Here is a 26,202-nt window from a genome sequence, read left to right as displayed (position 1 = left end):
ATCTAATGTATGTATTAATATATGATATAATTTATTTAAAATGTAAATACTACAAATTATAATTTACATAATATTATTATGTAAATTATGAGGTGTGAGGAGGAATTAGAATGATTAGCGTATATGAAATGACTATGACTACAAATGAAGTAAAAAATTATTTAGATATAAGTCACTTTATTTTTAATAATTTAATGAAGCAAGGAAAGCTAACACCAATCAATAAGGATACGTGGCGTTTAGATGGTAGTTTTTTATTTAGTAGAGAAGAAGTAGAAAAGGTAAAAGAAGAACGTAAAATTGAGGGAATTACTTTATACCAAGCAAGTAAAGAGTATCATATTAGTATGAATCAGCTTGAAAAATGGATAGAAGAAGGAAAGTTAGTTTATTCTTTAATAGAACATCGTAATCGACAAACGAAATTTGTGAAGGAGGAGGATGTTCATGAACTTGTTCAACAAGTAGAACAAGCTAATCATATATATACATTTTCGCAGAAATATAATGTAGTATTATTTCAAAAGTTTGTTAAGGGCAATACATTGGCACGTGTTATTTCTATTCCAAAACGTGGTAATATTATAGTTCTTGATGAATTTGGAACTAATATGACACTTAGTGAGGCATTAAAAGCAGGATATGAGTCCGCTTATAAACTGTCGGATAAACCTAGAAGCCATCATCAAAGGTTTGTTAAGTTTCGTTTTCCTAAATCTGCGCAATTACGAAATAACATTTTTCACATAATCGATAATATATTGCAGTACGTATCTCCCAGAAATATAAAGATTTTAGAAGAAGAGACATTTTGGTATTTCGAGATTCGTCAATCATTAATTACATTGCCACCAGGAATTCAAATGGAATGGATTGAAGAGTTAACGCCTTATATAATAGAAGGGAAAATTGTTCCAAGAATGAATCATAGCGTATATTTGGATAGTAATACTGTAACGAAGTCTGTCATTCTTACAAGTAAGGAGTACAAATACTTGAAAGAAATTACAAATGAAACAAATAGCTCTATTGAAGAATTTATAGCCATTGCTATTAGAGACAAGATTAATCAGCACTTACTTAAGTGAAATCGAATTTTTTAACGAATTAAAGCTGGATCTAGGTATTTTTTCTTTTACTTTTATTAAAACGCTTTAGGTGAAACGGAATAATGCTAAAAGTTCCTATTACTAAAATAATAGTTGTTATATAAAAATTGAATATATAGTTTTTATATATTTAATACTTCCTATAAAGTCTGTTATCAGACTTTCGGAAGTATAGAGTAGAGAAAGAAAAAATTCAAAAATAGTTGTATGAATAATGTAGCGACAAATTCTCTCTGTATGTATTATGTAAAAATATCTATTGTGTATGTGAAATAAATTTATATGTATGTTTTAATCATTAATGTTAGAAAATTACCCTATATATTTTGATATTATTTATATTTTTGTTTTAATCCAAACTGCATTACGGCCTTTTGATATTAGTTTAATTAATTTTTCTTCTTGTAAACAAGCAAATGCTTTATTGATTGTGCTTGGTGAAATATCTGAAAATACCATTCGTATTGCTTCTTTTGTAAAAGGTAGTTCTTGTTTTAATATATACTCTTTGATTTTATAGGTTTTGTTCCCTTTTAGTTGGTAACTTGTAATATGTACGTCTAGTTCTTTATATGCTTCTAGAATAATATGTAATAGACATTTTAATATAAAGGATACATTGTGTTCTTGAAAATGCCAATTTGCTGAAGATTTATATAAGGCATCATAATACTCTCTCTCGTATTTTTTTATTATTTTATCTAGTGAAATATATTTCACTAGTGAATGTTTACTTTGTAATAGTAATAAAGATATAAGTAGACGTACCATTCTTCCATTTCCAGATTCAAAAGGAAAAATACATATAAAATTAAGTACAAAATTACAAATTAAAAGTAGTGGATCAATATCTTTTTGATTTAATAAATAGTTGTATTCCTCACATAAATTTTTTACTGCTTCTGGGATTTCTTTAATCGTTAAAGGACGATAGCAATAAAATGAGAAATTGAGTTGCGTATGTTCTTCAAGTAAGATGTCCTGTTTTCTCCACGTTCCACTATCCGAAGTAGCATATTTAAAAAGTTGAAAATGTATTTCTAAGATTGTGTTTGGATCAATAGTAAGCCTTTCATAATTATTATGAATGAGTGATAGCGCATCTACGTAACAAGATATTTCATCTTCAATCATTGTTTTTGGCGACAAATCATATGTAATTAATTCTTTTAACCTTTTATTTGTTATTTTTAAGTTTTTATACATTGCAACAAAATCTTTGGTATGTTGAAGTTGAGTAGATTTTTGCAACTTTTCTAATGTACATGGAAACTCCTTTTCATAGACCTCCAATCTTCCTTGATATTGTTTTATTTTTCCAATTAGGCTAGCCACATCTAAATTTATCAATAAATTTGTGAATTTTTCGCCAAAATACGACATATTTTACCCCTCCTATCATATAAAACTATACATTAATTTAATGGATTTAAAGTGTTTTTTTGTATAATTTTCTTTAAAAAACTAAAAATATTGTTTTTTGTGTGTGAAAATTACAATAATTAGGGTCTTTTTGCCTTATTTTGTGACAAGATTTAACATCAGATTAAATAGTTACATGTTAAAAGATGGAGTTTTATATTGTGTAATTGTTTTTTATTAATAAGTACGTAACTGCATATGGGGAAGGGGGAAGTCCTTACTAATGAAGACTATTGCTTTTTACTTACCACAATTTCATGAAATACCTGAAAACGATTTATGGTGGGGGAAGGGTTTTACAGAATGGACCAATGTAAAAAAAGCAAAACCACGTTTTCTGGGACACTATCAGCCTAGGGCTCCATTACGGGATTATTATTACAACTTGTTAAATTTAGATGTTCATAAGTGGCAGATAAACTTAGCAAAACAGTATGGTTTAGATGGTTTTTGCTATTATCACTATTGGTTCAAAGGGAAAAAATTACTAGAAAAACCACTAGAACTAAGAAATCAATGTAAAGAAATTGATTTCCCATATTGCTTATGTTGGGCAAATGAATCTTGGACAAGATCTTGGGATGGGAAAGACCAAGAAGTATTAATTCGACAAGAATATGGGGATGAGTCTGATTGGAAAGAACATTTTAATTATCTTTTGCCATTCTTTAAAAACAAGAACTATTTAAATATTAATGATAAACCGATATTTGTAATTTACCGACCAGCTTCTATACCAAACTTAAATAAAATGTTGGGTCTATGGAATGAATGGGCTCAATATGAAGGGTTGCCAGGGATACACTTTGTAGAAATGTTAACAATTTTTGAAGATAAATCAGATTTTCCTTTTGATGCTGCTATAGAGTTTGAACCTATGTACACTTTAAAAAAACTAATAGGTAATACAAATTCACTACACCAAGAAAAAAAAGATTTTCACTTAAGTTATGATTTTGTCTGGAAAAGAATATTAAACCGTCAAATTAAAGAGCGTGAAAACATATATAAAGGGGCTTTTGTAGATTGGGATAACTCTCCAAGGAAAAAAGAAAGCGCTTTAATTATGAAGGGGGCTAATCCCGATAAGTTAAAGAAGTATCTTTTACAACATAGTAAGGATACTGACTTTTTATTTATTAATGCTTGGAATGAGTGGGCAGAAGGCACATATCTAGAACCTGATGAAAAGTATGGATATAAATACCTTGAAGCTTTAATGGAAATAAAGAAGAGTCACTTCTAATAAATTGTAACATCAAGAAAAAGGGGGAAACATTATGACTGATATAAATACTATGATTTCCATTCGAAACATTAAGAAATCATATGGAAATTATACAGTTATTAAGAATTTAAGCATTGATATCCGTAAAGGTGAAATTATAGGATTACTAGGACCAAATGGAGCTGGGAAGACAACACTTATATCGATTCTATCTACCCTTACTCTGCCAGATGAAGGGCATGGTTCAGTATGTAACTACGACTTGTATACTGAACGGAATAAGATTAAAAAAAATGTAAGTGTAGTACCTCAAGATTTAGCGCTATACCCGACTTTAACTGCATATGATAACTTATCTTTTTATGCCGATTTATATGGATTAAAGGGAAATAGGAAAAAAAGACGCATAAAAGAAGCTTTGCAATTCGCACAGCTTGAGGATTGGGCACATAAGAGAATTGATACATTTTCAGGTGGTATGAAAAGAAGAATTAATTTAGTAATCGGTTTGTTAAATAAGCCAAAAGTTATTTTCTTAGACGAACCAACAGTGGGAATTGATCCACAATCAAGAAACCATATTTTTAATTGTATTCGCCATCTCGTAGAAGAACTAGGAATCACTGTCATATATACAACGCATCATATGGAAGAAGCAGAAATGTTATGCCATCGTGTAGCAATTTATGATAAGGGTGAAATATTAGATATTGATACCCCAAAAAATTTAATAACAAAGTATGGGGAAAATTATTTAGAGGTTGTAATATCAAATATTCCAGAAGAATTTATACATAAAACAAAAATGATTGCTGATGTGAAATCCTGCACTTTGGTAGATAAAAAAGTCATTATTCAATGCGTAGATAGCTTTAATGTTACAAGAGAAGTTATGAAATTAATTCAAAAGTATAATTTGAAAATCGAATTATTTAATGTTAAAAATTCTAATTTAGAAAATGTATTTTTACATTTAACTGGGAAAAATTTAAGGTCTTAAATGAAAGGAGATGGTAAAAATGAAAGCTTGGTATATAGCTAAGAAGGATTTACTTATTCTTTTAAAGGATATCCCTGGTCTAATCTATTTATTTATTACACCTATTATAGTTATTGCAGTTGCTAGTTTTGCATTATCAAATGTATTTGATAGTAAGACAGAAAAATTCAAGATTCCTATAGTAGTAAATGATAATGGAGAACTTTCTAAAAGGGTTATTGAGGAATTGAAAAAAATCCCTGCCCTTGAGATAGAAGAAACTTATGAACTAAATGGTAAAAAGAAAGCATATACAGAAGAACAGGTAAAAAAGGAAGTTCAAACTAAAAAAGCAGCAATCGTCATCCCTAAGGATTTCACACAAAATGTATATTCAGGGACAGAGGCCAAAGTCATCATCATAGAAGATGAAGTTGATCGCATTATTCCAAGTGTTGTTTCAAATGCTGTAACTCAAATTGTGTCAGAAATACAAAGAGATATGACTAAAGAGATTGTAAAACAAGCCTCTGCCCAAATGGAAGTAAATGTGAAAGTAGAGTTTAAAGAATTAGCATCAGATAATGAACATAAACCTACTCCATTTGAATCTAATGTACCGGGATATGCCGTAATGTTTGTACTTTTAGGTACTGCTGCAGCTGCAGGTGCATTAGTAGAAGAGAGAGAGAATGGAACGTTAAGAAAAATTCTTACTTTACCTATTAATACATTATCAATCATTTTTGGAAAGATGCTCTCATGCTTTATAACAGCTATCGTTCAATGTGCAGTCCTTTTTAGCGTAGGACATTTTGTATTTGGAATGTGGCTAGGGAAAAGTGTATTAGGAATTATATTGCTAGTGATATGTACTGCATTTGCAGCTTCAAGCCTAGCAATTTTATTAGCCTCTATATGTCAAACAAGATCCCAAGCAAATGGTATTTCAATTTTAATCGTGTTAACTATGTCTGCTTTAGGTGGATCTTGGTGGCCACTTTATATAGAGCCTGAATGGATGCAAAACCTAGCGCATATTACGATCACAGCTTGGGCAATGGGAGGCTTTAACGATTTATTAGTATATAACAAAGAATTCTCCTCTGTTCTTATTCCATCGGCTGCATTAATTGGTATGGGAATTTTATTTTTAACAATCTCCATACAAAAATTTCGACGCTCTTATGAAAAGTAGGTGAAATAAGTGTACTTAGTAAAAAATGAGGTGAATGTACGTTTTGGGGAATGCGATCCTATGGGAATTGCTCACCATTCTCATTATTTTCATTGGTTTGAGCTGGGTAGGTTTCAAATGCTAGATAAGACTGGTATAAACCAGTATTTAAAACAGGAAAAATTGTATTTTCCAATTATTGATATAAGATGTACCTACAAAAAAACAGCTCGTTTTCAAGACGAATTAATTGTAGAAACCTATCTTAAGAATGAAAGTAAGGTTTATATAGAATTTGTTTATAAATTATTCCGCAAGAGATGCCGAGTTTTGTTAGCGGAGGGATTTTCAAAACACGTTTTAACACGGTCGAATAATCAATTAATCAGTAGATTACCAGAAGAAATTTTAGAAAAGCTTCAATTTGAAAATAGCGGGGGTGTCATATGATTACATTTATTTTTCCAGGACAAGGGTCTCAATCCGTAGGGATGTGTAAAGGGTATTTAGATAAATACCCAAACATATTTGTCCCATTATTTGAGGAAGCAAATGATACGCTAGGATTTGATTTAAAGCAACTATGTTTATATGGGCCAAGTGAAAAATTAATAGAAACCAGTGTTACACAACCAGCTATTCTTACGGTAAGCACAGGGATATCACGAATTTTACATTTGTACGGTATAAGGCCATCTAAAGTGGCGGGTCATAGCTTAGGACAATTCTCTGCACTGGTAGAAGCAGGATCTTTACAATTTTCGGATGCTTTATCCATTGTACGAAAGCGTGGTCAACTGATGAGTAATGTAAAGAGAGAGGGATGCATGTTAGGGGTTGTGTCGAATACTTATCAAACATTATTTGAAGTTATAGAGGAATCTAAACAATATGAAATTGATATTGCTGCCTATAATTCCCCTACACAGGTTATTTTTTCTGGAGAGAGTAAGAGCATTCTTAGGTTTCAAAAGGTATTAGATCAAAAAAATGGTATAAAAACTAAAATACTCTCAACTAGTCATGCATTTCATTCGCGTTTAATGGAAGAAATGGTTCTTGAGTTTAAGGAGTATTTAAATTTATTTTCGTTAAAAAGTGCCCAAATACCAATTGTTTTAAACTGTTCAGGAAAACCAACTACAGATAGAATCAATATTTTACAAGATATAAAAAGACAATGTGTAGATCCAGTTATGTGGCAAGACACTACCTATACTTTATTGAATAATGGTACGAAACACTTTATAGAAGTAGGTCCCGGAAATACGTTAACCAAGTTATGTCGCTCCTTTAAACAGAACATATCTGTATCCTCTACAGAAACACCGATGTATTTAAAAAGAAGTCTTACTATGATAGAGAAAGAATTTAAGGAGGAACAGGTTTATGTTTAATGGAAACGAAGTGGCATTAGTTATCGGAGGATCAAGAGGCATTGGTAAAGCAATAACAATGGACCTAGCCAATCAGGGCTTAACTGTTTACTTTACGTTTCAAAGTAATCAAAAATCAGCAAATGAAATAGCCAACACTATAGAAGCAAAAGGTGGAAAGGCATTTCCTATGCATGTAGATATTACAAATGAAGATTCTATTCATAAATTGTTTCAACACATACGCTCAAAGGAAAAAAGAATAGATATTTTAGTAAATAATGCAGGAGTTATTAATGATGGATTTGCTGCAATGATGAGCGAGGAAAAGTGGGATCATGTGGTTGATTTAAATTTAAAAGGAACCTTTCTTTGTTGTCGACAAGCATTAAGAATCATGATGAGACAGAAAAGAGGTTCTATAGTAAATATCACGTCGACAAGTGGAATAACGGGTGCAAGGGGGCAATGTAATTACTCTGCTTCAAAGGGTGGGGTTATTTCTTTAACCAAGACCTTAGCATTAGAAGGTGGGGAATTCGGCATTAGGGTTAATGCAGTTGCACCTGGTTTTATACAAACAGATATGACAAAAGGAATGGATCAACAAACATTAAAAAGGATGTTAGAACTAGTGCCACTTGGCAGAATTGGGGAACCTAAAGAGGTAGCACATCTAACAACATTTTTATCCTCTAATTATGCAAGTTATATCACTGGGAAAGTTTTTACAGTGGATGGTGGATTAGTTAATGGCTAAACAATAGATGATTAAATGACGAATTTTGAGTTAAACAAGGAAATGGGGAAAACAGATGTTTACGTATGTAGAAACAAAAATTATTGCTGCAAAAAGAAAACAATTAACTACTAGAATTAAAGAAATTATTACTGAGAGATTAGATTTAGAAATCGAACCGCATTTCATTACTGATGATCAGCCATTATTCGGAAGAGGCTTAGGAGTGGATTCCTTGGATGCATTAGAGCTATTTCTGGCAATTGAAGAGGAATTTGGAGTTGCAGTGTATGACGAGAATATGGCAGTACTGGGTTCCATTAATAAAATTGCTGATTTTATTGAAGAAAATAGGGAGGATGATGTGAAGTGAGATCGGTATTAAATGCAGATCAAATCCGAAATATCTTACCACATAAATGGCCATTCCTTTTCTTAGATAAAGTTATTCAACTTGAGCCAGGAAAGAGTGGAATTGGTATTAAAAATGTAACAATAAGTGAACCCTTTTTTGAAGGGCACTTTCCAAATGAATCAATTATGCCTGGAGTGTTAATTATTGAGGCTTTGGCACAAATGACGGCTGTTGTTTATGTTACAGGAGAACTAGCAAAAATAGATGCACATGGCGCATGTTCACCTAAAATAGATCCCAGTTCATATGTGGGTTATTTAGTTTCTGTACGTAATATGAAATTTTTAAAACCTGTAGTACCAGGAGACCAGCTAGAATTACATGTCCAAATTGGAAGATCACTTGGGGTAATCTCACAAGTAGAAATCACGGCTTATGTAGATAAAAAGAAAGTTGCTACTGGTAGTATTCAAGTTTCTAAAAGAGTTGAGGAAATATGATCCATGGTATAGATGTTCAAGTTCGTGAGTGTACAGAGGCAGATAGTGAAAAGTTAGCTCACTTTTATAATAAATATCAATATGGACCTATTAAATATGGGTATCCCTTAAATAAGCAAGACATCAAGCAATTATTTCGAGAGCGGAAGATACAGTTATATTTAATTGCTGAATATGAAAATGAAATTATAGCCACCTTATTATTTTCTAGTTTGTCAGGTCAAAGAGCAGCAGTTTCAGATGGAACCTGGGCAGGATTCTTTTTAATCCATCCAGAATTTCGTTCGGGAAATATACCAGATAAATTATTTGCTTATGCAATTAAAAATCTTATCCAACAAGATATTAAGTATATTGACACAGAAGTGAATCCGGAAGATAAAGTAGCCATGGCACTCTATAAAAGAGTGGGGTTATATCAAACAAGTAGGTCGTATATAGACTATGATGGCTACTTGAATTTAAGGAGCTATTTACCTTATGTTATTAGTTATCTATTAGATGCATTTAAACCGATTATTTCAAAAAGTGACCAAGATATATGGTTATCTAGAGGTTGGAAAACAGTTAGGGGATTGAAATCCTTACGTTCTATTCAAAGTAACGCCATAACAAAAAATGGAATTGAAGTTGTAAAATATGCTATTAATCTTGGAGCAAAAGATGTGAATTGTTGGGTCGATATAAAAAGTGAAAAGATTACTGAGGTAGAAACAGAACAAGTACGATTCACTAGTTATATTTTAGAAGGAAACAATTTAATCGTTGGAGAGAAGATTCACATCTGTTATGTATATGAACACCATTTTCCGAATCCTCTTGAAGCCAGTATTTCATCGAAGATAGGGAAAGATTACTTAATTGATTTAAAGAAAACTTTTTATCCAAATAAAAAGTACGAGTGGGAAGAAGTTATAACAGTAAATAAGGAAATAGAGGGAGAGCTTGTTACTAAGTTAAAAGCAAAAGAACTAGAATTATCTGTTCATTTTGGAGTAACCATAGCAAATCCGTTAGAATTAAATGTTGCTAATTATCCTAAGTTAATTAATGGAAAAGAATCTGCATGTATCGTTAATGTAAAAAATAATTCTTTAGATAGATTAATTTACAAACTACTTATTCAACAAGAAAACTCGAAAATACTAAATTTCAAACCGCTAGAAAAACACCAAATCTGTATCATAGAGCCGGGTGAAATAAAGGATCACATTATTGTATTGAATCCTAAAAAAATTGGTATCACTAATATGACATTTTCGGCTGTTAGTCATCAAAATAAAAATATTGGGGAATTAAAGGCAATAATTCCGATTCATGCGCATGGGAAAAATCATGTTTATGAAACAAAAGAATACTTAGTTCTAGAAAATATGTATATAACTGTACAAATAAGTAAAAGTACTGGTTGTTTATATATATATGACCTTAGAAAGCAGCAATTATTGGCAAAAGAAGCATGGCCAGATCTAGATTATCCATTTTTAAATGCAGTAAAAGAACCGAAAGTAAATGAGCTGTCATGGGAAATAACATCTGATTCATGTTTTGAAATTATTCATGAGGTCACAAGATTAAAGAGAAGCATTTGTTTTTTGTCAGATAAGATAGTTCAAATAAATGATTTCGCACAGGAAGGAAAATATATAAAAATATATCCTTGGTGCATGTTATATGATGCGAAAATGACGGTACCACTAAAGAGTGGGCTAGTTTCTAAACCTATGGTATATGGTGAGTATCCATATGCACTACATGACTATGAATTTGTAAATCAATTTGATCTACCTAGTCATCCAAACATGTATGAGCGAAATTATACATTGTTTGAATCGCAAAATATTAATATTGGATTTATATGGAAAGGAAATATAGAGCGTATCCTATTTGGATTAAGATGGATGCCAGCGGTAATATTTAAACGGAATGATAAAGAAAAATGTATAACAAAAACGCACTATTATACTTTATGTTCCCATGATAGCAAAGATGAAGTGGAAGAAATCTATAACGATATTACTAGTCATACATCCAAATTCATATCTAATAAGATTCCGTACTCAATTGAGACTGACCAATTTCATATTATAAATGAAAACGGGGAATTTCATATTCATGGAAGTCTAAAAAACTTATTTTCTTCCATATTAAAGGGGAAATTAACATTGTTTTTCCCTCAGACATCTTACGAACAACAATTGTTTATACAAGACATAGAATCTATAAGCAATTTTAATTTTGAATTTAGTGGAAAGGTTAATTGGTCAAAAGCTCATTATGCCGTACTTACGTATCAAGATGAATTAAATAGAAATGCGATAACTAAAAAAATATATCTTTTCCTTAAAGGAAGAAATAAATTAACATATAACGAAAAAAAACAAGAATATCTAGTTCAAAATAATGTACTAAATTTAAAGATTAAAGTAAACCAAAGTAGTAAAATAACAGAATTTATGTATAAAGATAAAGAGATTTTAAAAGAAAACTCAGTATTAAGTTCTTATAATTTTTTACCCGGTGTAATGATACCAACAGCTAACTCTTATACTCCAGATTGTAGGAAAGATTTGAGCATTAATTCAATATATCTCAATAAAAGTAATCATTCAGTAGTAGCAACGGAAAATACATATAAGGAATTTATTAATCAGATTTTCTGTCAATCTGATGAGTGGAAAGTTAAATATACAACTGTATATGATCTACCTGTTTTACAAATACAATTGAAAAGCCTACAGAAAGATAAAATAAAAACTAGTGTCTTTCACTTATTCTGGGAGAAAAAAGGAAAAATAAAAATTAAAAAGATGTATTATTGGCAGAATGGAGAGCAAAACACGTTAATACCAAATGGCAAACAAAGAAAGATTTATTTAGATAATAAGGTAATTCTCGAATTATCTAATGGGTTATTTGTATCTATTTTAGCATTATCACATAGTACAAAATGTTTTATATACGAATGGCCCAAAAAAGGGATACAAATTGGAATATATGGTAATCAGAATGAATTTAATTATGGAGATATTCGCTTTAATATTGCAGTTGGAGAAACTTTACTTGATAGTGAATACTTTTCGCAAATTTTAGTAGAGGGGAATAAGACATGAAAGTATTGTTTATTGCACCTAGTCATTTTAGCATTGGTGAGTTGCATAATGCCTTATGTCTAGCTAAACAAATTCAAAAAGATGGGGAAGTTTATTTTTTAACAAGCGAAAAATTCTCATGGTATGCCAGTAAATCTGTAGCCAATGTTACATCACTAACAAAGGGGCTAAAACAAAAAGAGGTTATTAAACAGATAATTAATTCTTTTCAGCCTGATGCAATTGTTTTAGCTGATTACCATAATTTATTTTTAGAGTCTCCAATTATTGATCTTGATTATCTATTAAACCTACACATACCTTGCTTCTCTATTGATTCTTTAGCTTGGGGTAGTGAGGACAGATTATTAGAAAATAAACTATTTAAAAATGCAAAATACAATAGCTTAAAGAAAAGGTCAGTGATTGAACTGCCTAAAATCCCATCTCAATTTAAGTTAATTAGAACGTGTCCAGTGAATAGTCATAAACAAGATAATAAGAAGATTGTTTCTGTCAAGTTGTACAAAGAAGCTTTACAAGTAGATGAAGAGAGAAAAATGAAAATACGAGCACAACTTGGTTGTAGAGAACAAGATAAATTAATTATGATTGCAAAATCATCATGGGCCAACTTATTAGTAAAAATGAGGCTCATGGAGAAGAAACAGTACAATGATGCAAAGTTTAGCTATGAATTTGTATTACAAGAACTATTAAGTCTATATCTTCAGGACTTTCCGAGTGATACATGTATTAAATTTATTGGGGTTTCAGATGAGACTAAATTTGTTTCTATGAAAAATGGAGGGAAAATAGAATTTGTTTCACTACCATTTCTTCATTTGGAAGAATACGAGCAACTAATATTATCGTGTGATTTATTTATCACCGATAATATTACATCCTGCTCAATGGGAAAAGCGGTATTTGGAAAAATACCTGTGATTAGTCTTGTAAATCATATGGGAAATGAAGAGTTAAGGGCTCAAAGAGATAGCTTTAACCCTACCTTAAGAGGCATTATAGACAAATGGAATTATATAATACCTAATGGACTTTATCCATTTCTTGTATTTCCAAATGGATGGCATAAAGAATTAGCTCCATTGATGGAGAAAAATGATTATTTTAAATGTGTGTATACTTGTGAAATTTTTGATTTAAAGGAAACCAGTCAAACAATATTTAATATGCTGTATAGCAAAACTAAGATTGAGAGATTAAAGAAAATGCAACAACTATATATAGATAATGTCTGTAATTTACCGACAATAAATGATGTGATAAAGAGAGAATTGGGGGCACTTAATCATGAGTAATCAAATTAATATACAAAAAGAGAAAAATGAAGCATATGATGCAGTACGTAGCGGAATAGGTGTAATAGATTTATCAGAAACAGGAAGAATTGTTGTAAAAGGGGAGGATCATGTAGAATTCCTAGATCGTTTAGTTACGAAAGATATTATGTTTATGGAAGAAGAAACTACACTCTTTACCTTATTGTTACAAGAAGATGGGACTGTAATCGATATAATTAATCTATTTAAAAATGAGGATTCTATTACAGTTATTACTACAGCGCATAAAAAGGATACTGTACTAGCTTGGTTAGAAAATCAAAAGACAAATGGTATTGAGATTATAGATATAAGTCAAACGCATTCTCTCCTTGGATTTGAAGGCCCTTATGCATGGAGATTAGCTCAAAAATTTTTAGATTTCGAAATATCATCACTACCATTTCAATCGTTTGTGTTAAATCAATTATTTGGAAAGGAAATTCTATTGGCAAGAACAGGTGTAACAGCAGAGTATGGTTATCAATTATTGTTTGAAAAATACTTGGAACCAATAGTAGTTGAAACCATAAATTCTTTTAAAGATGACGATATTAACTTAAAAAGAGTGGATTGGGAAACATTAGAGACGTTAATGTTAGAAATTCGACATCCATATTTTGAATTTAAACATTTAGAAGAACTAAATATTTTCGAAGCTAGTTTAGAATGGTTTATTGATTTTTATAAAGATGAATTTTATGGGAGAGAATCCTTAGAACAGCAATCGGAAGCTGGAGTAAATAAAAGAATTGTGGGATTCACGACAGGAATAGAGAGCAAAATTACAGTTAATGATGAAATTTTTATAGAGGAACAATTAATTGGTAAAGTTATTGAACTTAAAGAAAGTCCTGTCTTAAACAGAAGACTCGGAATTGCTTTATTAGAGGAACCATTTGCTGTTTCAGGAATTGGATTTTATGTGAAAAATAAAGAAAATACTTTGTATGAGGCACATACTCAGTCCTCACCATATATTCTACCTAAATCATGGTCAATCAAAATACTGTAAAGGTGATGGCATATGAACATGAATAATCAACGAATCGTCGTAACTGGCATGGGAATTATTTGTTCAAACGGAAATAGTGTAAAAGAATTTTGGGACAATATTAAATCTGGGAAATCTGGTATTAAAGTAATCCAAAATATTGATATGGCTGAAATGGTAACAGATTATGGCGGAGAGGTTGAAAACCTTCAGGTAGATGATTACTTCTTTAAGGATGAAATAAAGGATATGGATCGATGTGGAAAATTAGGTGTCATGGCGGCAAGAGAAGCGGTAGAAAACGCAAAATTAATAATAGAAAACTTTAATCCATACCGAATTGGAATATCATTAGGCACATCTTTAGGAGGCATGTTGAGCGGGGAAGAATTTCATAATCAGTGGATTAAAGATGGAATTAAAAAAGCAAATGAAACGTTACTTTTTAAGTATCCAATCCATACTCCCTGTGACAATATTACGCGAGACTTAAAAATAAAAGGGCCAAAAATGATTATTTCGAATGCATGTGCCGCTGGTACAAATTCAATTGGATTTGCGCTGGATACAATTCGAAATAACAAAGCAGATATCATGATAACCGGTGGTGTAGATCCCTTATCTAAATTGTCAATGAGTGGTTTTAATAGTTTACAAGCACTAGCACCAACGCCACCATCGCCATATAGCAAGAGTAATGGCGTGGTAATCGGAGAAGGTGCAGCTATTCTTGTTTTGGAATCCTTAGATCATGCGGTTGAAAGAGGTGCAAATATCCTAGCTGAAGTAGTGGATTACGATTTATCTTCAGATGCATATCATCAGACGGCACCAGATCCGGGCGGGGAAGGTGCTTTGAGATCCATGCGAGGTGCTTTGAAGAAAGCCAATATAGATGCTAAGGAAGTAAGCTATATCAATGGACATGGAACAGGTACACCCGCAAATGATGTATCAGAGCCAAAAGCAATTCGTACATTAATTACTGAAAATAAGACACCAGTTTCTTCAACTAAATCAATGATAGGACATATGTTAGGAGCCGCAGGGGCGGCGGAAGCAGTAACAAGTATTCTTGCTATTCAACATGGATATTTACCTCCAACTATAAACTTTGAAGTTGAAAGTCAAAAGTTTAATCTAGATTTTGTACCTAACATAGGTAGGGTAAGTGATTTGAGTTATGTACTATCAAATTCATTTGCTTTCGGTGGAAACAATGCAAGTATCTTATTCTGTAAGTACAATGAGAACCTTGAGTTATCAGCGGCAAAGGAAAAGCTAATTAAAGAAAAAAAAGTCGTAATTACTGGTGTAGGGGGACTTGCTGGGAATTCTTCAAACCTTCAAGAAATTAAAGATTGTATGTTTAAGGGAAAGAGTGGTACCTCAAAGATTAAACAGTGGAACGACAACCCTAAGTGCATACAAGCCGGGAAAATACCAGAACAAAACTATCGAAGGCTAATACATCCTAATTTATTAAGGAAGATGGATTCAATTAGCAAACATGCAGTATTGTCAGTGAAAATGGCTATAGAAAACGGGAACTTAAAGATAGATAAAAATAATAGGGACAAGATAGGAATTATTTTTGCTACTGGTACAGGACCAGTAGGAACGGTAGAATCATTTAACCGGATTATTATCCAGGAGGGTGTTAAGGCTGCCAATGCTAAATTATTTCCAAACACAGTTATGAACGCAGCAGCTGGACATATTTCATTAAACTTTAAAATAAAAGGGCCTACTTCAACTATTTCATGTGGTGGGGTTTCTGGTATTAGTGCACTGTACTATGCCTATGCCATGATTCAATCTAGTGATTATGACACATTCATTGTGGTAACGGCAGATGAAGTAAATAATCCAATAATAGAGGGACACTCAAAAATAAAAAGGTACTTAACAACTGAGAATATAAGGCCTTTTGATTGTAATAGTAGCGGTACCATACTTGGTGAAGGGAGCGTTGCCTTTATTGTAGAAAGTGAGGAGGCAGCGTTAAAAAGAAATGGTAATATTTTAGCTGAAATTAAAGGTTTTGGATTAACATCTGATGACAGTAAAATAGGGGACTTAAATCATCTAGGAAAGGCATGGGAGGAATCTATGCGTTTAGCAATGACAGAGGCAATGATTTCTCCAGAAGAGATAGAATATATTTGTGCAGCCGCCAATGGTCATACATATTTTGACCGTATTGAAGAGAGAGTTATAGAACGTATATTTGGTATCGGGGCTCCTGTTAGTGCTACAAAATCTATCTTTGGGGAAACTCATGCAACTGCAGGCCTTCTTTCTCTCATTAGTGTAATATGTGCATTTGATGGTGAAATACCAGCTACGCAAAATGTAAAGAGTCATAGAGGCAGAATAGATCTCGTCACAGAAAATCCTCGTAAGGCTCTGGTGAGCAATGCTTTAATTAGTACATATTCTTATGGTGGTAATTATAATTCTGTTGTAATAGGAAAATATTTAAATTAATTATTTATGTAGGAGGCCACTTTTATCAAGTAAGTATCGGTCTCCTGCATAATAAGCTATATAGTTTTTAAAGCTTAAGCTTTTAATTGAGCATATCAGAAAAACTATGAAGGAGCACAATGCCATGAAAGGTATCATTCTTGCAGGTGGGAGCGGTACTAGATTGTACCCCCTTACCCAAATTATATCAAAGCAATTATTACCTATCTATGATAAACCCATGATTTATTATCCTTTATCAGTACTAATGTTGGCGGGTATAAGAGAGATACTAATTATTTCAACGCCACAAGATATTAATAAATTTGAGCAAATGTTAGGTGATGGTTCAAAATATGGAATTACCCTTTCATATACTGTTCAGCCTTATCCAGAAGGTATAGCACAAGCATTTATTATAGCTGAGGAATTTATTGGAAATGATAATGTAGCTTTAATTCTTGGCGATAATATCTTTTATGGTCATGGACTAACAGAATTACTAGAAAAGGCTGTTAAGAAGACTAGGGGAGCTACAGTTTTTGGTTATTATGTCAATGATCCAGAGCGCTTTGGGGTAGTAGAGTTTGATTCTAAAAAGCATGTGATTGATATCATGGAAAAGCCAAAGGAACCAAAATCAAACTATGCAGTAACTGGCCTGTATTTTTATGATAAACGTGTGATAGAAATAGCAAAAAACATTAAACCATCTAATCGTGGGGAATTAGAGATAACAGATATAAACAAAGAATATCTTGAAATGGGAGAATTAGAAGTTGAATTATTGGGAAGAGGCTATGCATGGCTAGATACAGGTACACACGAATCATTATTAGAAGCAGCACAATTTATAGAAACAATTGAGAAAAGACAGAGTTTAAAAGTAGCTTGTTTAGAAGAAATTGCATTTAAAAAGAAATATATAACCAAGCAACAACTATTAAAAATGGCAAATTCGGTAAAGGAAAATCAATACAGCCGATATTTACTAAGGGTTGCCCATCAATAGCATTTAAATGAATGGAGAGAGAAGAATGCGTAAAATTCATACAGCATTAGATGGTGTTTTTATTATAGAGCTTGATAAATGCAGTGACAAACGTGGTTACTTCATAGAAACATATAATAAGAAAAAATTTGAACTTTTAGATTTACAGGGAGAATTTGTACAAGATAATCAATCATTATCTGTTCACACAGGCACGATACGTGGGCTGCATTATCAGTTGAATCCTAAAGCCCAAATGAAGGTAGTGAGCTGCATTGCTGGTTCTATTTACGATGTAGTGGTAGATATTCGAAAGGGATCACCCACGTACGGGCAATGGTTCGGAACAATTTTAAGTGAGTATAATAACCGTCTACTTACCGTTCCTAAAGGGTTTGCACATGGTTTTTGTACAACAGAACCTAATACTATCGTTCAGTATAAAGTAGATGAGTATTATTCACCTAACCATGAAGGCGGAATTCTATGGAATGATGAAACGATAGGAATATTTTGGCCAACTAATCAACCAATTTTATCAGAAAAAGATAGAAAACTGCCTAGATTAAAAGATACTAATATCAACTTTGTTTATGGAGATGATTTTAATTGAAATTATTAATAACGGGTGGGGCAGGATTTATTGGTAGTAATTTTATTCGGTATATGTTAAAGAAATATCCTCAATACCAAATTGTAAATGTAGATTTATTAACATATGCAGGGAATTTATCTAATTTAAAGGAAATATCACTAAATCAAAATTATAAATTCATCAAAGGGGATATTTCAAATGAAATATTCATAGATAAGCTATTTAAAAAAGAGAAATTTGATTATGTATTAAATTTCGCAGCAGAATCTCACGTTGATAGAAGTATTAAAACTCCCCATATCTTTGTCCAAACTAACATATTAGGTACACAAGCCTTATTACACTCAGCATATAAAACAAAAGTGAAAAAGTTTGTACAAATTTCTACAGATGAAGTATATGGGACATTATCTCAAACGGGGGCGTTTACAGAGCATACAATAATAGCTCCTAATAGTCCTTATAGTGCAAGTAAAGCTAGTGCGGACTTAATGGTACGAGCGTATCATGAGACATTCGGTTTACCTATGAATATAACTCGTTGTTCCAATAATTATGGTCCCTATCAGTTCACGGAAAAATTAATACCATTAACAATAACTCATGCGTTAAATAATAAAGATATTCCTCTATACGGTGATGGATTACATATAAGAGATTGGCTTCATGTAGAGGATCACTGTGTAGCTATTGATTTAGTTCTTCATGGCGGAACAGATGGGCACATTTATAATATCGGAGGAGATAATGAATATACAAATCTAGATATTGTACAAAAAATAATCAAATTCCTAAATAAAGATCAATCGCAAATTACATTTATCTCAGATCGCTTAGGACATGATCGACGTTACGCCATGGATGCTACTAAGTTGAAAGAAGAATTAGGTTGGACACCACACTATCTATTTGACGATGGGCTTACTCAAACAATTAAGTGGTATATAGATAACCGTACGTGGTGGGAATGAATTTTATTAACTAAAAATTACATAAGTTAAACGAGGAATTTTAAAATGAAGATACTGATAACGGGAGTAGATGGACAACTAGGACAAACTTTAATGCAAGTACTCAGCAGAACACATCATGAGCTATATGGTGTGAATCGAACCACGTTAGATATTACAAATAAAATAAGAGTTAGCTCTTATCTTGATAGGTTAAAGCCAGATGTAATTGTACACTGTGCAGCATTTACAAATGTAGATGGGGCAGAGAAAAATAAAAGGTTGGCATATGAAGTGAATGTATTAGGTACCAAGTATATTGCTGAAGCTGCAGGAAGAATAAAATGTAAATTTGTATATATTAGTACGGATTATGTGTTTGATGGCGAAAAGCATACACCATACAATCTTGTGGATCGTCCTAATCCATTAAGTCTATATGGAGAAACAAAATTGGCTGGAGAACATTTAGTAACAACATACACGAATAATCATTTTATTATTAGAACTTCGTGGATATTTGGAAAGGGAGACGGTCACTTTATTGCTAAGATAAGAAAAATAGCAAATCTATACGGTGAAGTCCGCGTGGTATCTGACCAGTTTGGTTCACCTACCTATGCATTAGATTTAGCAAATTTTATTGAAGAAATAATAGATACAGATCAATATGGATTATATCATGTGACAAATGAAGGAATATGTTCATGGTATGAATTTGCAGTTGAATTTTTTAAAGACTTCAATACAGATATCAATATAATTCCTTTAACGACGGAAGAATTCCGGCAAACAGCTAATAGACCTAAATATTCAGTGTTAAGCAAAGATTGTATTATTCTCAATGGGTTAAAACCATTAAGACATTGGAAGGAAGCATTAAAAGAGTATAAGGAACAATTAGATAGTAGATAATCATTTAATTTATATAAAGTTAGCGAGTGAATATATATGACTTTATTCAGTTTTATTGTGTCGTACCTGTTCGAGTCGCACTATATGCCTGATTACTGTACTTTCCTGGTTTGATTTTCAAATCAGAAAATTCTCTACTCAACAAGTATTTATGGTAATAAAAGGCTACATTTTATATAAAAATAAACCTTAAGGGGGTAGCACCACATCTTTATCAAGCTAATAAAAAGAAATGCTCCTAAAATGAAAAAACGCTATTCTTTCTGTAGAATCATACGAAAGGATGGCGTTTTTTATGTCTGTTTCTGTGTCTGACGAAATACAACTATTTGCTCAAGAGATTCAAAGTTTTTTATCTTCAAATACCTTGCGAGATATTGCTAGAGATGTTAGTTTTGTAAAAAGAACTAGTAAGTACCAAGCAAAGATTTATTGGGTGAGTCAAAATGTAGCTACGACTTCTTTAACTCAGTTATTTAGCTGTTTAGAAGCATCAGCAACAAGTCCTGAGGGACTAAATCAACGATTTAACAAGGCGGTCGTCCAACTCTTTTACAATACCAACTAGCCGAACTACTAAGCAAAAAAAATGGCTGCATCTATGTCGATTTCTTCTCCATACACTTCTGTTTTCAAGCGTATTCTTATTTTAGATTCAACTGCACTTCAACTTCCAGGATGTATTTTTATCGGTTTATCCAGGTGCAGAAGGATACAGCCATACAACTGGGATAAAAATTAAAATTCAGTATGATTTGTTAAGTGGAACCAGAGAAAAATAAGAATAAAACCTTTGGAACAGAGTGTTTAGCAACATTACGTCCTGGTGATCTATGTATTCGGGATTTAAGCTATTATTCACTGGATGATTTAGATCAAATGGACCAACGTGGCGTGTATTATATATCACGGCTTAAGAGTTCATTTTGTTTTCATTCATAAGTTGATGGGCATGTGGTGGTACCTCAATAAAATATGGACTTATATTCTCTCAGCTCTTGTTTCTTTTTCATAAGAAGTAATTTCCGCATTTTAAATAAAATCTAGATTTGCCAACGTAAATTAAACCCCTTTAGATATTGATACCGTTAATGCGTTTACTACAAACAGAATACTTCATTCCTTATAAATTCGTATTTAAAATGTATTTCTATTGTATAAATGATAAAAATAATAAGATATCTATCAATGAATATATAGTGAATAAAGGTTGAGTTCTATATATTATTATTATTTTTTATGTTAATTTATAGCTGTAGCAAAGAGCTACTAAAGCGGTTTTATCCTTGCTTACTAAAAGTAGGATTTTTCCAAAACTAATTTGAGGGAGTTGTTTTTATGGAACCAATTCAACGTGATGACTATTGGGGTTGTGCGTTAAAATGTGCTGGTCCTTGCCTCGGAGTTTGTGCTATTGATACGGCTAGCCCAGTAATGGATGCGATTGGAACAGCATCTGGATATGCAGGAGGACACGGTTAAACCGATTTATCAATTAATTTCATCGTTATTTAAAGCAAAGATTTAGCCAAAATCAAATTGAAGGAGTTGTTTTTATGGAACCAATTCAACGTGATGACTATTGGGGTTGTGCATTAAAATGTGCTGGTCCTTGTCTTGGAATCTGTGCTATTGATACAGCTAGCCCGGTAATGGATGCAGTTGGAACAGCATCTGGATATGCAGGAGGACACGGTTAAACCGATTTATCAATTTTGTTTTTATATACAAAGCCATCCATAGTAGGATGGCTTTTATTGAAATCAAAAAATAAGGAAGTGTATAGCATGAAGGAAAGAGGCTTTTATTTTAAAACTTCTAAAAACACCTATTTTTATAATGATGTTTCAGGTAACGTAGAATTAGCAGATAACTCTAAACCAGAACAATTAGTTTTTGGAAAGGAAAAAGTAACTCCCAAAGCAATTGATAAAAAAAACTTGTGTGATTTTATAAATAATAACGGTTTTAGTCAGCTTATCTTAATCGTCACTGAAAGCTGTAACCTAAGATGTAAATACTGCCTATATTCGGGAGAATATGATAACAACAGAACACATAATTATTTTAAAATGCAAACTGGTACCGCTAAAGAAGCCGTATTTAAGTATTTAGCAAGTGTGACAAAAATCAAACAAAACAAACCGTTTACTATTCCAATGATTGGATTCTATGGCGGAGAGCCGTTATTAAACTATGAACTTATTAAAGATATTGTTAGCTATGCGAAAGAAGTATATAACGGTAAAATATATTTTAATATTACAACTAATGCAACTCTTCTAAATGAAAAAAAAATAAAGTTTCTAATAGAAAATAACTTTTTTTTATCCATAAGTTTAAATGGTTACAAAGAAGAAAATGACCGAATGAGAGTATTTGCAAATAATAAAGGTACATTTGAAGTTATTATGAGTAAATTACGTTTTATTAAAGAAAATTATCCAGATTATTTTAGATCAAAACTACAAATTATTGATGTCTTTGATATTGGTACAGACTTATATAAATTGAAGAACTTTTATCAATCAAATGAATTAGTAAAAAATAAAATCTCGATTTTGTTACAAGTTTCAGATGTAGGGACTGATTGGTATGATCAGTACACAGATACAGATAAAGAAAAGTTTAATAATCAGATACATACACTTAGGGAAGAATTCAAAGAGAAAGTAATCACTGGTGAAAAACTAGATCCACTTTCCAGATTATTATTCGCTTTACCAATATATGAAATTATAAATAGACCAGTTAATGCTCCAATAAAAGAATTAAAGCCAGAATTTTTACCTTATACCGGTACTTGTGTACCAGGAACTAAAGTTGCTGTTGATACTAAGGGAGTTTTACATAGTTGTGAGAAAGTAAATGATAAAATGCCTATCGGTACAGTTAGAGGCTGGCTTGACATTGATGTAATAGCAGAAAGCTTAGAAAAATATAACCAGTACATGGGTACTCAATGTATTAATTGCCCTATACATCGTTTATGTCCAACATGTTTTAGAAACTTCATTGATAACGAAGGTGGCTTTGATAGAGAGTTAAGCAAACCTTGCAAAGAATTTATGAATGAAAAAAGGAATGCATTTAAAACCACTTATACATTGTTAGAACAAGGCATAAAACTAGATGGAATATTAAATATGTAAATTAAAAAAGGGGGCAGATAGTAATGAAGAAATACTTTAATTTATACTCCCATTGTGTTCCTGTAAATGGACAATTACGTAGTATATTGTATGACTTTAACAAAGAAACAGCATTTCACCTCAAGGAAAAAGAAAGTATAGTAATAAATCGAATAGTTAGTGGTGAGGAAATTAATTACATTAAAAAAGATATTGATTGTAACATTGTAGATAAATTTATAAATTTACTAATAGATAACAAGATGGGGGAATTTTCAAATCACTTTCTTCCAAGGGAAACCTATCGAAAGGGAGCAATTAAAAACTTACTAAAAGATGAAAATATTCCCATGAAAAATTGTTTTATAGAACTGCCATGTGATTGCCCAAAAAATTGTATACATTGTAATAATACTAAAATAAATGGTTGCTATAGTTGCAGAAGAGCTACACAAACTGGTAATAAGGACTTAGGGTTTTACTATAATTTAATACGAGATATTGTAGCTTTGAAATTTAATAACCTTTATTTTCATGGTGGTGATCCATTATTGGAATGGGATTTTACTAAAGAAGTATTACATTTTACATCTCTCCTAATTTCGAATGAACAGAACATATTCTTACTGACAGGTATTAGCCATTTAGAAAATGAAAAGGTAAAATTTATGTTGGATTTTAATATTACACCAATTATTAACATCGATTTTACAAGTCATAGTGCAGAAGATACTTTACGAACGGTACAATCTATAGAACCAATAAGCAACATCTTTAATGAAAATAGTAAAAATGTTATAGTAAATGTGTTGTTTAGTACAGAAAATTTAAGAAATTATAAGTTAATATATGATAAATTACACCAGATAGGCATTCAACACATAATTCCTTCAGTACTCATAAAAAGTCTAGATGACAAAGTGTTATACCATCAAAATTTACCAGTGTTTACAAAAGATATCAACACCTTTTCATATTTAGGAGAATACCATCCTTGTTTATCAGGTACTTTGGCAATTGGTGCAGATAAGAAGCTGTATCCTTGCCCACGAATGCATGAAGATCCATTAATGGATTTAGAACAAAATGATAGTTTTTTAGATTTATTTGATGAAAAAGCTGATATTCTAAAATACTGGAAGTTAGGTCTAGAAAAGATAGAACCATGTAACAAATGTGAATTTAGGCGAATGTGTGGAGATTGTAGAGCAGCGGAAATGGAGTTTTCAAAAAATCTTACAAAAAAAGTAATTTGCTCATATGTTTAATACAAATAGAGTTGTGGAGCGACGAAAGGAGGGAATTATATGGAATATATTAGGTTGGAGAATGTTAATAAAAAATTTAGCGGTGAATCATCCGTATTAAGAAATATTAATTTAACATTTAGATCTGGTGAAAGAATTGGAATTGTTGGTTCAATAGGTTCAGGTAAAACAACACTATTAAGAATTATTATGGGAATATATCGGCCGGCATCTGGTAAAGTAGTTCATTTTATAAATAAAAACCAAATAGGATATTTACCTGCATCTAAAGGAATTTATGATGAATTAACAGTACTTGAAAATTTGATATTTTGGACTAAAGCATTTAATAAATCAATTGAAATTGTTAAAGAAATCATTACTAATTTAAAAATGGAATCTATGGTTAAGAAAAAGGCATCCCAATTATCGTCTGGAATGAAACAAAAACTAGCGTTCGCATGTGCTATTATTCACAAACCAAAAGTATTAATATTGGATGAACCTACAGTTAATCTCGATGTAGAAAATAGAATATTACTAAAAAATATAATTAAGAACTATCTTCCTGATAGCTGTATTATTATTACTTCACATAATTTTGATGATATTGAAAATCTCTGTGAGCGAATTTTGTTAATTTCAGGAGGAGAAATAAAAGTTCAAAAGCAAATAGAGACTTTAAAAACAGAGTATAAAAGTTCGAAAGTACATATAAGGTTATTAGAAGATATATCAGAAACGCAACGGCAAGTAATACAACAATCATTTGGTCATTCTGTAATAACGAAGGATGAAGTTGTCTTTGATCGGGATACATATAGCTTAAACTCGGTATTACTTCTTTTAATTCAGTTGCAAATTAATATAAGAGACGTTATGGAAAATAGTATTATGTTAGAGGAAATTTATTTAAATATTAATAAGAAAGAGGGATAGAAAAGGTATGAAATCTTTAATTTGGAAAGAGTTTCGCCTTGTACAAAGTCGTTGGCAAAAAACGCTTCTTATACTTTTCATACTAGGGGCCCTATCCATATATGCTACAGTAAGTTTGAAAACCCTCTCTATTCCTATGAAGTTTAATTTCATACTAGGAGTAACATCGATTATCTTTATGTCAGAAATAGTATTTGAGTCTATTAAATCTGATAAAAGTAATAAAACTTTAGAAAAACTATTACCACTGTTTAGTGTAGAAAAAATTATATTGGCTAAAACTCTATTTGGTATGGTGACAGCAACCCTTGTGAGCATTATATACTCTATGGTGTTCTTTATTTACTTTGTTATATTGAAAAGTTTTCCGAATTTTGAAATGTTAATTTCTATATCTTTATTACCATTAATAAATTTATTGTTTGGAAATATTTTTACCGTATTAGTACTATTGATTGATAATATGTTTGTGACCAAAATTTTAACTATGATTGGTACAATACTATATATATTATTGTTCTCAAATTCTACAAATTTTGTATTAATTATTATTTCAATTGGCACACTGTTTATAGTTGCAGTCTTATTAAATATTGTAATAAAGAAACGATCTATAGAAAACATTTTTGAAATGTAAACTACCGATAGAAG

The 26,202-nt window shown here is 31.5% G+C and carries 24 protein-coding genes and 1 pseudogene; 24 read left to right on the top strand and 1 reads right to left on the bottom strand.

Annotated elements, in window-relative coordinates; translation table 11 throughout:
* Nucleotides 1-110 precede the first annotated feature (110 nt).
* Nucleotides 111-1,088 carry a DNA-binding protein gene (locus CN409_RS30315; RefSeq protein ID WP_081143919.1) on the top strand — a complete coding sequence of 326 codons (978 nt, stop codon included), beginning with the start codon at nucleotides 111-113 and terminating at the stop codon, nucleotides 1,086-1,088.
* 357 nt (nucleotides 1,089-1,445) lie between these two features.
* On the opposite strand, the gene CN409_RS30310 is transcribed toward CN409_RS30315, so the two are convergent.
* Nucleotides 1,446-2,492, bottom strand: a complete 1,047-nt coding sequence (locus CN409_RS30310) for a Fic family protein (protein ID WP_081143920.1) — start codon at nucleotides 2,490-2,492, stop codon at nucleotides 1,446-1,448.
* Nucleotides 2,493-2,754: 262 nt separating this feature from the next.
* Between CN409_RS30310 and CN409_RS30305 the strand changes: the two genes are divergently transcribed.
* The 23 genes and pseudogenes from CN409_RS30305 (at nucleotide 2,755) to CN409_RS30200 (ending at nucleotide 26,188) form a co-directional block, all read left to right on the top strand.
* Complete coding sequence (locus tag CN409_RS30305) at nucleotides 2,755-3,777, top strand: glycosyltransferase WbsX family protein (RefSeq protein ID WP_081143921.1); 1,023 nt, start codon at nucleotides 2,755-2,757, stop codon at nucleotides 3,775-3,777.
* 34 nt (nucleotides 3,778-3,811) lie between these two features.
* A complete protein-coding gene (locus tag CN409_RS30300) occupies nucleotides 3,812-4,759 on the top strand; it encodes an ABC transporter ATP-binding protein (RefSeq protein WP_081143922.1) in 948 nt (315 codons plus the stop codon).
* Nucleotides 4,760-4,778: 19 nt separating this feature from the next.
* Nucleotides 4,779-5,936 (top strand): ABC transporter permease, encoded by a 1,158-nt coding sequence (locus CN409_RS30295; RefSeq protein ID WP_071714028.1) that lies wholly within the window; start codon nucleotides 4,779-4,781, stop codon nucleotides 5,934-5,936.
* A 9-nt stretch (nucleotides 5,937-5,945) separates the two neighbouring features.
* Nucleotides 5,946-6,365: an acyl-CoA thioesterase gene (locus tag CN409_RS30290; protein WP_097982001.1), complete on the top strand. Its 420-nt coding sequence runs from the start codon at nucleotides 5,946-5,948 to the stop codon at nucleotides 6,363-6,365.
* Nucleotides 6,362-7,312, top strand: a complete 951-nt coding sequence (locus CN409_RS30285; RefSeq protein ID WP_097982000.1) for an ACP S-malonyltransferase — start codon at nucleotides 6,362-6,364, stop codon at nucleotides 7,310-7,312. Before CN409_RS30290 ends, CN409_RS30285 begins: the two co-directional genes overlap by 4 nt.
* Entirely contained in the window at nucleotides 7,305-8,051 is a 747-nt protein-coding gene (fabG, locus tag CN409_RS30280; RefSeq protein WP_000481738.1) for a 3-oxoacyl-[acyl-carrier-protein] reductase, read from the top strand. Before CN409_RS30285 ends, fabG begins: the two co-directional genes overlap by 8 nt.
* 55 nt (nucleotides 8,052-8,106) lie before the next feature.
* Nucleotides 8,107-8,403 (top strand): acyl carrier protein, encoded by a 297-nt coding sequence (locus CN409_RS30275; protein WP_000495740.1) that lies wholly within the window; start codon nucleotides 8,107-8,109, stop codon nucleotides 8,401-8,403.
* Nucleotides 8,400-8,885 (top strand): 3-hydroxyacyl-ACP dehydratase FabZ, encoded by a 486-nt coding sequence (gene fabZ, locus CN409_RS30270; RefSeq protein WP_097981998.1) that lies wholly within the window; start codon nucleotides 8,400-8,402, stop codon nucleotides 8,883-8,885. Before CN409_RS30275 ends, fabZ begins: the two co-directional genes overlap by 4 nt.
* Nucleotides 8,882-11,998 (top strand): GNAT family N-acetyltransferase, encoded by a 3,117-nt coding sequence (locus CN409_RS30265; protein ID WP_097981997.1) that lies wholly within the window; start codon nucleotides 8,882-8,884, stop codon nucleotides 11,996-11,998. Before fabZ ends, CN409_RS30265 begins: the two co-directional genes overlap by 4 nt.
* Nucleotides 11,995-13,299 (top strand): DUF6365 family protein, encoded by a 1,305-nt coding sequence (locus CN409_RS30260; protein ID WP_097981995.1) that lies wholly within the window; start codon nucleotides 11,995-11,997, stop codon nucleotides 13,297-13,299. Before CN409_RS30265 ends, CN409_RS30260 begins: the two co-directional genes overlap by 4 nt.
* Nucleotides 13,292-14,335, top strand: a complete 1,044-nt coding sequence (locus CN409_RS30255; protein WP_097981994.1) for an aminomethyltransferase family protein — start codon at nucleotides 13,292-13,294, stop codon at nucleotides 14,333-14,335. The genes CN409_RS30260 and CN409_RS30255 overlap by 8 nt, the downstream gene beginning before the upstream one ends.
* 12 nt (nucleotides 14,336-14,347) lie before the next feature.
* On the top strand, nucleotides 14,348-16,804 hold the full coding sequence (locus CN409_RS30250; RefSeq protein WP_097981992.1) for a beta-ketoacyl-[acyl-carrier-protein] synthase family protein: 2,457 nt from the start codon (nucleotides 14,348-14,350) through the stop codon (nucleotides 16,802-16,804).
* A 124-nt stretch (nucleotides 16,805-16,928) separates the two neighbouring features.
* On the top strand, nucleotides 16,929-17,795 hold the full coding sequence (rfbA, locus tag CN409_RS30245; RefSeq protein ID WP_097981991.1) for a glucose-1-phosphate thymidylyltransferase RfbA: 867 nt from the start codon (nucleotides 16,929-16,931) through the stop codon (nucleotides 17,793-17,795).
* A gap of 25 nt (nucleotides 17,796-17,820) precedes the next feature.
* The gene (gene rfbC / locus CN409_RS30240) at nucleotides 17,821-18,387 is read left to right on the top strand and encodes a dTDP-4-dehydrorhamnose 3,5-epimerase (RefSeq protein ID WP_088911244.1); all 567 of its coding nucleotides are present in this window, start codon (nucleotides 17,821-17,823) and stop codon (nucleotides 18,385-18,387) included.
* Complete coding sequence (rfbB, locus tag CN409_RS30235) at nucleotides 18,384-19,340, top strand: dTDP-glucose 4,6-dehydratase (RefSeq protein ID WP_097981989.1); 957 nt, start codon at nucleotides 18,384-18,386, stop codon at nucleotides 19,338-19,340. The genes rfbC and rfbB overlap by 4 nt, the downstream gene beginning before the upstream one ends.
* A gap of 45 nt (nucleotides 19,341-19,385) precedes the next feature.
* A complete protein-coding gene (rfbD, locus tag CN409_RS30230; protein ID WP_081143934.1) occupies nucleotides 19,386-20,234 on the top strand; it encodes a dTDP-4-dehydrorhamnose reductase in 849 nt (282 codons plus the stop codon).
* A 295-nt stretch (nucleotides 20,235-20,529) separates the two neighbouring features.
* A pseudogene (locus tag CN409_RS32490) lies at nucleotides 20,530-21,158 on the top strand (IS4 family transposase); the annotation flags it as partial.
* Nucleotides 21,159-21,572: 414 nt separating this feature from the next.
* The gene (locus CN409_RS32130) at nucleotides 21,573-21,716 is read left to right on the top strand and encodes a huazacin family RiPP peptide (protein WP_170955838.1); all 144 of its coding nucleotides are present in this window, start codon (nucleotides 21,573-21,575) and stop codon (nucleotides 21,714-21,716) included.
* A 74-nt stretch (nucleotides 21,717-21,790) separates the two neighbouring features.
* Nucleotides 21,791-21,934 (top strand): huazacin family RiPP peptide, encoded by a 144-nt coding sequence (locus CN409_RS32125; RefSeq protein ID WP_170955836.1) that lies wholly within the window; start codon nucleotides 21,791-21,793, stop codon nucleotides 21,932-21,934.
* Between the two features lie 57 nt (nucleotides 21,935-21,991).
* A complete protein-coding gene (locus tag CN409_RS30215; protein ID WP_240518689.1) occupies nucleotides 21,992-23,386 on the top strand; it encodes a radical SAM protein in 1,395 nt (464 codons plus the stop codon).
* Between the two features lie 23 nt (nucleotides 23,387-23,409).
* Entirely contained in the window at nucleotides 23,410-24,633 is a 1,224-nt protein-coding gene (locus tag CN409_RS30210) for a radical SAM/SPASM domain-containing protein (RefSeq protein WP_240518687.1), read from the top strand.
* A 39-nt stretch (nucleotides 24,634-24,672) separates the two neighbouring features.
* Complete coding sequence (locus CN409_RS30205; RefSeq protein WP_081144042.1) at nucleotides 24,673-25,551, top strand: ABC transporter ATP-binding protein; 879 nt, start codon at nucleotides 24,673-24,675, stop codon at nucleotides 25,549-25,551.
* A gap of 7 nt (nucleotides 25,552-25,558) precedes the next feature.
* A complete protein-coding gene (locus CN409_RS30200) occupies nucleotides 25,559-26,188 on the top strand; it encodes an ABC transporter permease (RefSeq protein ID WP_081144043.1) in 630 nt (209 codons plus the stop codon).
* Nucleotides 26,189-26,202: the final 14 nt, after the last annotated feature.

Source organism: Bacillus sp. AFS012607, assembly GCF_002558005.1.
GTDB lineage: Bacteria > Bacillota > Bacilli > Bacillales > Bacillaceae_G > Bacillus_A > Bacillus_A thuringiensis_S.
Note: the sequence above shows the minus strand (reverse complement) of the source record. Positions and strands in the feature narration are given on the sequence as shown.

Coding starts and splice junctions, on each gene's coding strand:
- CN409_RS30255 (WP_097981994.1), top strand. CDS start 13,292: ATGAGTAATCAAATTAATATACAAAAAGAGAAAAATGAAGCATATGAT.
- CN409_RS32130 (WP_170955838.1), top strand. CDS start 21,573: ATGGAACCAATTCAACGTGATGACTATTGGGGTTGTGCGTTAAAATGT.
- rfbC (WP_088911244.1), top strand. CDS start 17,821: ATGCGTAAAATTCATACAGCATTAGATGGTGTTTTTATTATAGAGCTT.
- fabG (WP_000481738.1), top strand. CDS start 7,305: ATGTTTAATGGAAACGAAGTGGCATTAGTTATCGGAGGATCAAGAGGC.
- CN409_RS30305 (WP_081143921.1), top strand. CDS start 2,755: ATGAAGACTATTGCTTTTTACTTACCACAATTTCATGAAATACCTGAA.
- rfbA (WP_097981991.1), top strand. CDS start 16,929: ATGAAAGGTATCATTCTTGCAGGTGGGAGCGGTACTAGATTGTACCCC.
- CN409_RS30265 (WP_097981997.1), top strand. CDS start 8,882: ATGATCCATGGTATAGATGTTCAAGTTCGTGAGTGTACAGAGGCAGAT.
- CN409_RS30200 (WP_081144043.1), top strand. CDS start 25,559: ATGAAATCTTTAATTTGGAAAGAGTTTCGCCTTGTACAAAGTCGTTGG.
- CN409_RS30310 (WP_081143920.1), bottom strand. CDS start 2,492: ATGTCGTATTTTGGCGAAAAATTCACAAATTTATTGATAAATTTAGAT.
- CN409_RS30300 (WP_081143922.1), top strand. CDS start 3,812: ATGACTGATATAAATACTATGATTTCCATTCGAAACATTAAGAAATCA.
- CN409_RS30210 (WP_240518687.1), top strand. CDS start 23,410: ATGAAGAAATACTTTAATTTATACTCCCATTGTGTTCCTGTAAATGGA.
- CN409_RS32125 (WP_170955836.1), top strand. CDS start 21,791: ATGGAACCAATTCAACGTGATGACTATTGGGGTTGTGCATTAAAATGT.
- CN409_RS30315 (WP_081143919.1), top strand. CDS start 111: ATGATTAGCGTATATGAAATGACTATGACTACAAATGAAGTAAAAAAT.
- CN409_RS30260 (WP_097981995.1), top strand. CDS start 11,995: ATGAAAGTATTGTTTATTGCACCTAGTCATTTTAGCATTGGTGAGTTG.
- CN409_RS30250 (WP_097981992.1), top strand. CDS start 14,348: ATGAACATGAATAATCAACGAATCGTCGTAACTGGCATGGGAATTATT.
- CN409_RS30205 (WP_081144042.1), top strand. CDS start 24,673: ATGGAATATATTAGGTTGGAGAATGTTAATAAAAAATTTAGCGGTGAA.
- rfbD (WP_081143934.1), top strand. CDS start 19,386: ATGAAGATACTGATAACGGGAGTAGATGGACAACTAGGACAAACTTTA.
- CN409_RS30295 (WP_071714028.1), top strand. CDS start 4,779: ATGAAAGCTTGGTATATAGCTAAGAAGGATTTACTTATTCTTTTAAAG.
- CN409_RS30285 (WP_097982000.1), top strand. CDS start 6,362: ATGATTACATTTATTTTTCCAGGACAAGGGTCTCAATCCGTAGGGATG.
- CN409_RS30275 (WP_000495740.1), top strand. CDS start 8,107: ATGTTTACGTATGTAGAAACAAAAATTATTGCTGCAAAAAGAAAACAA.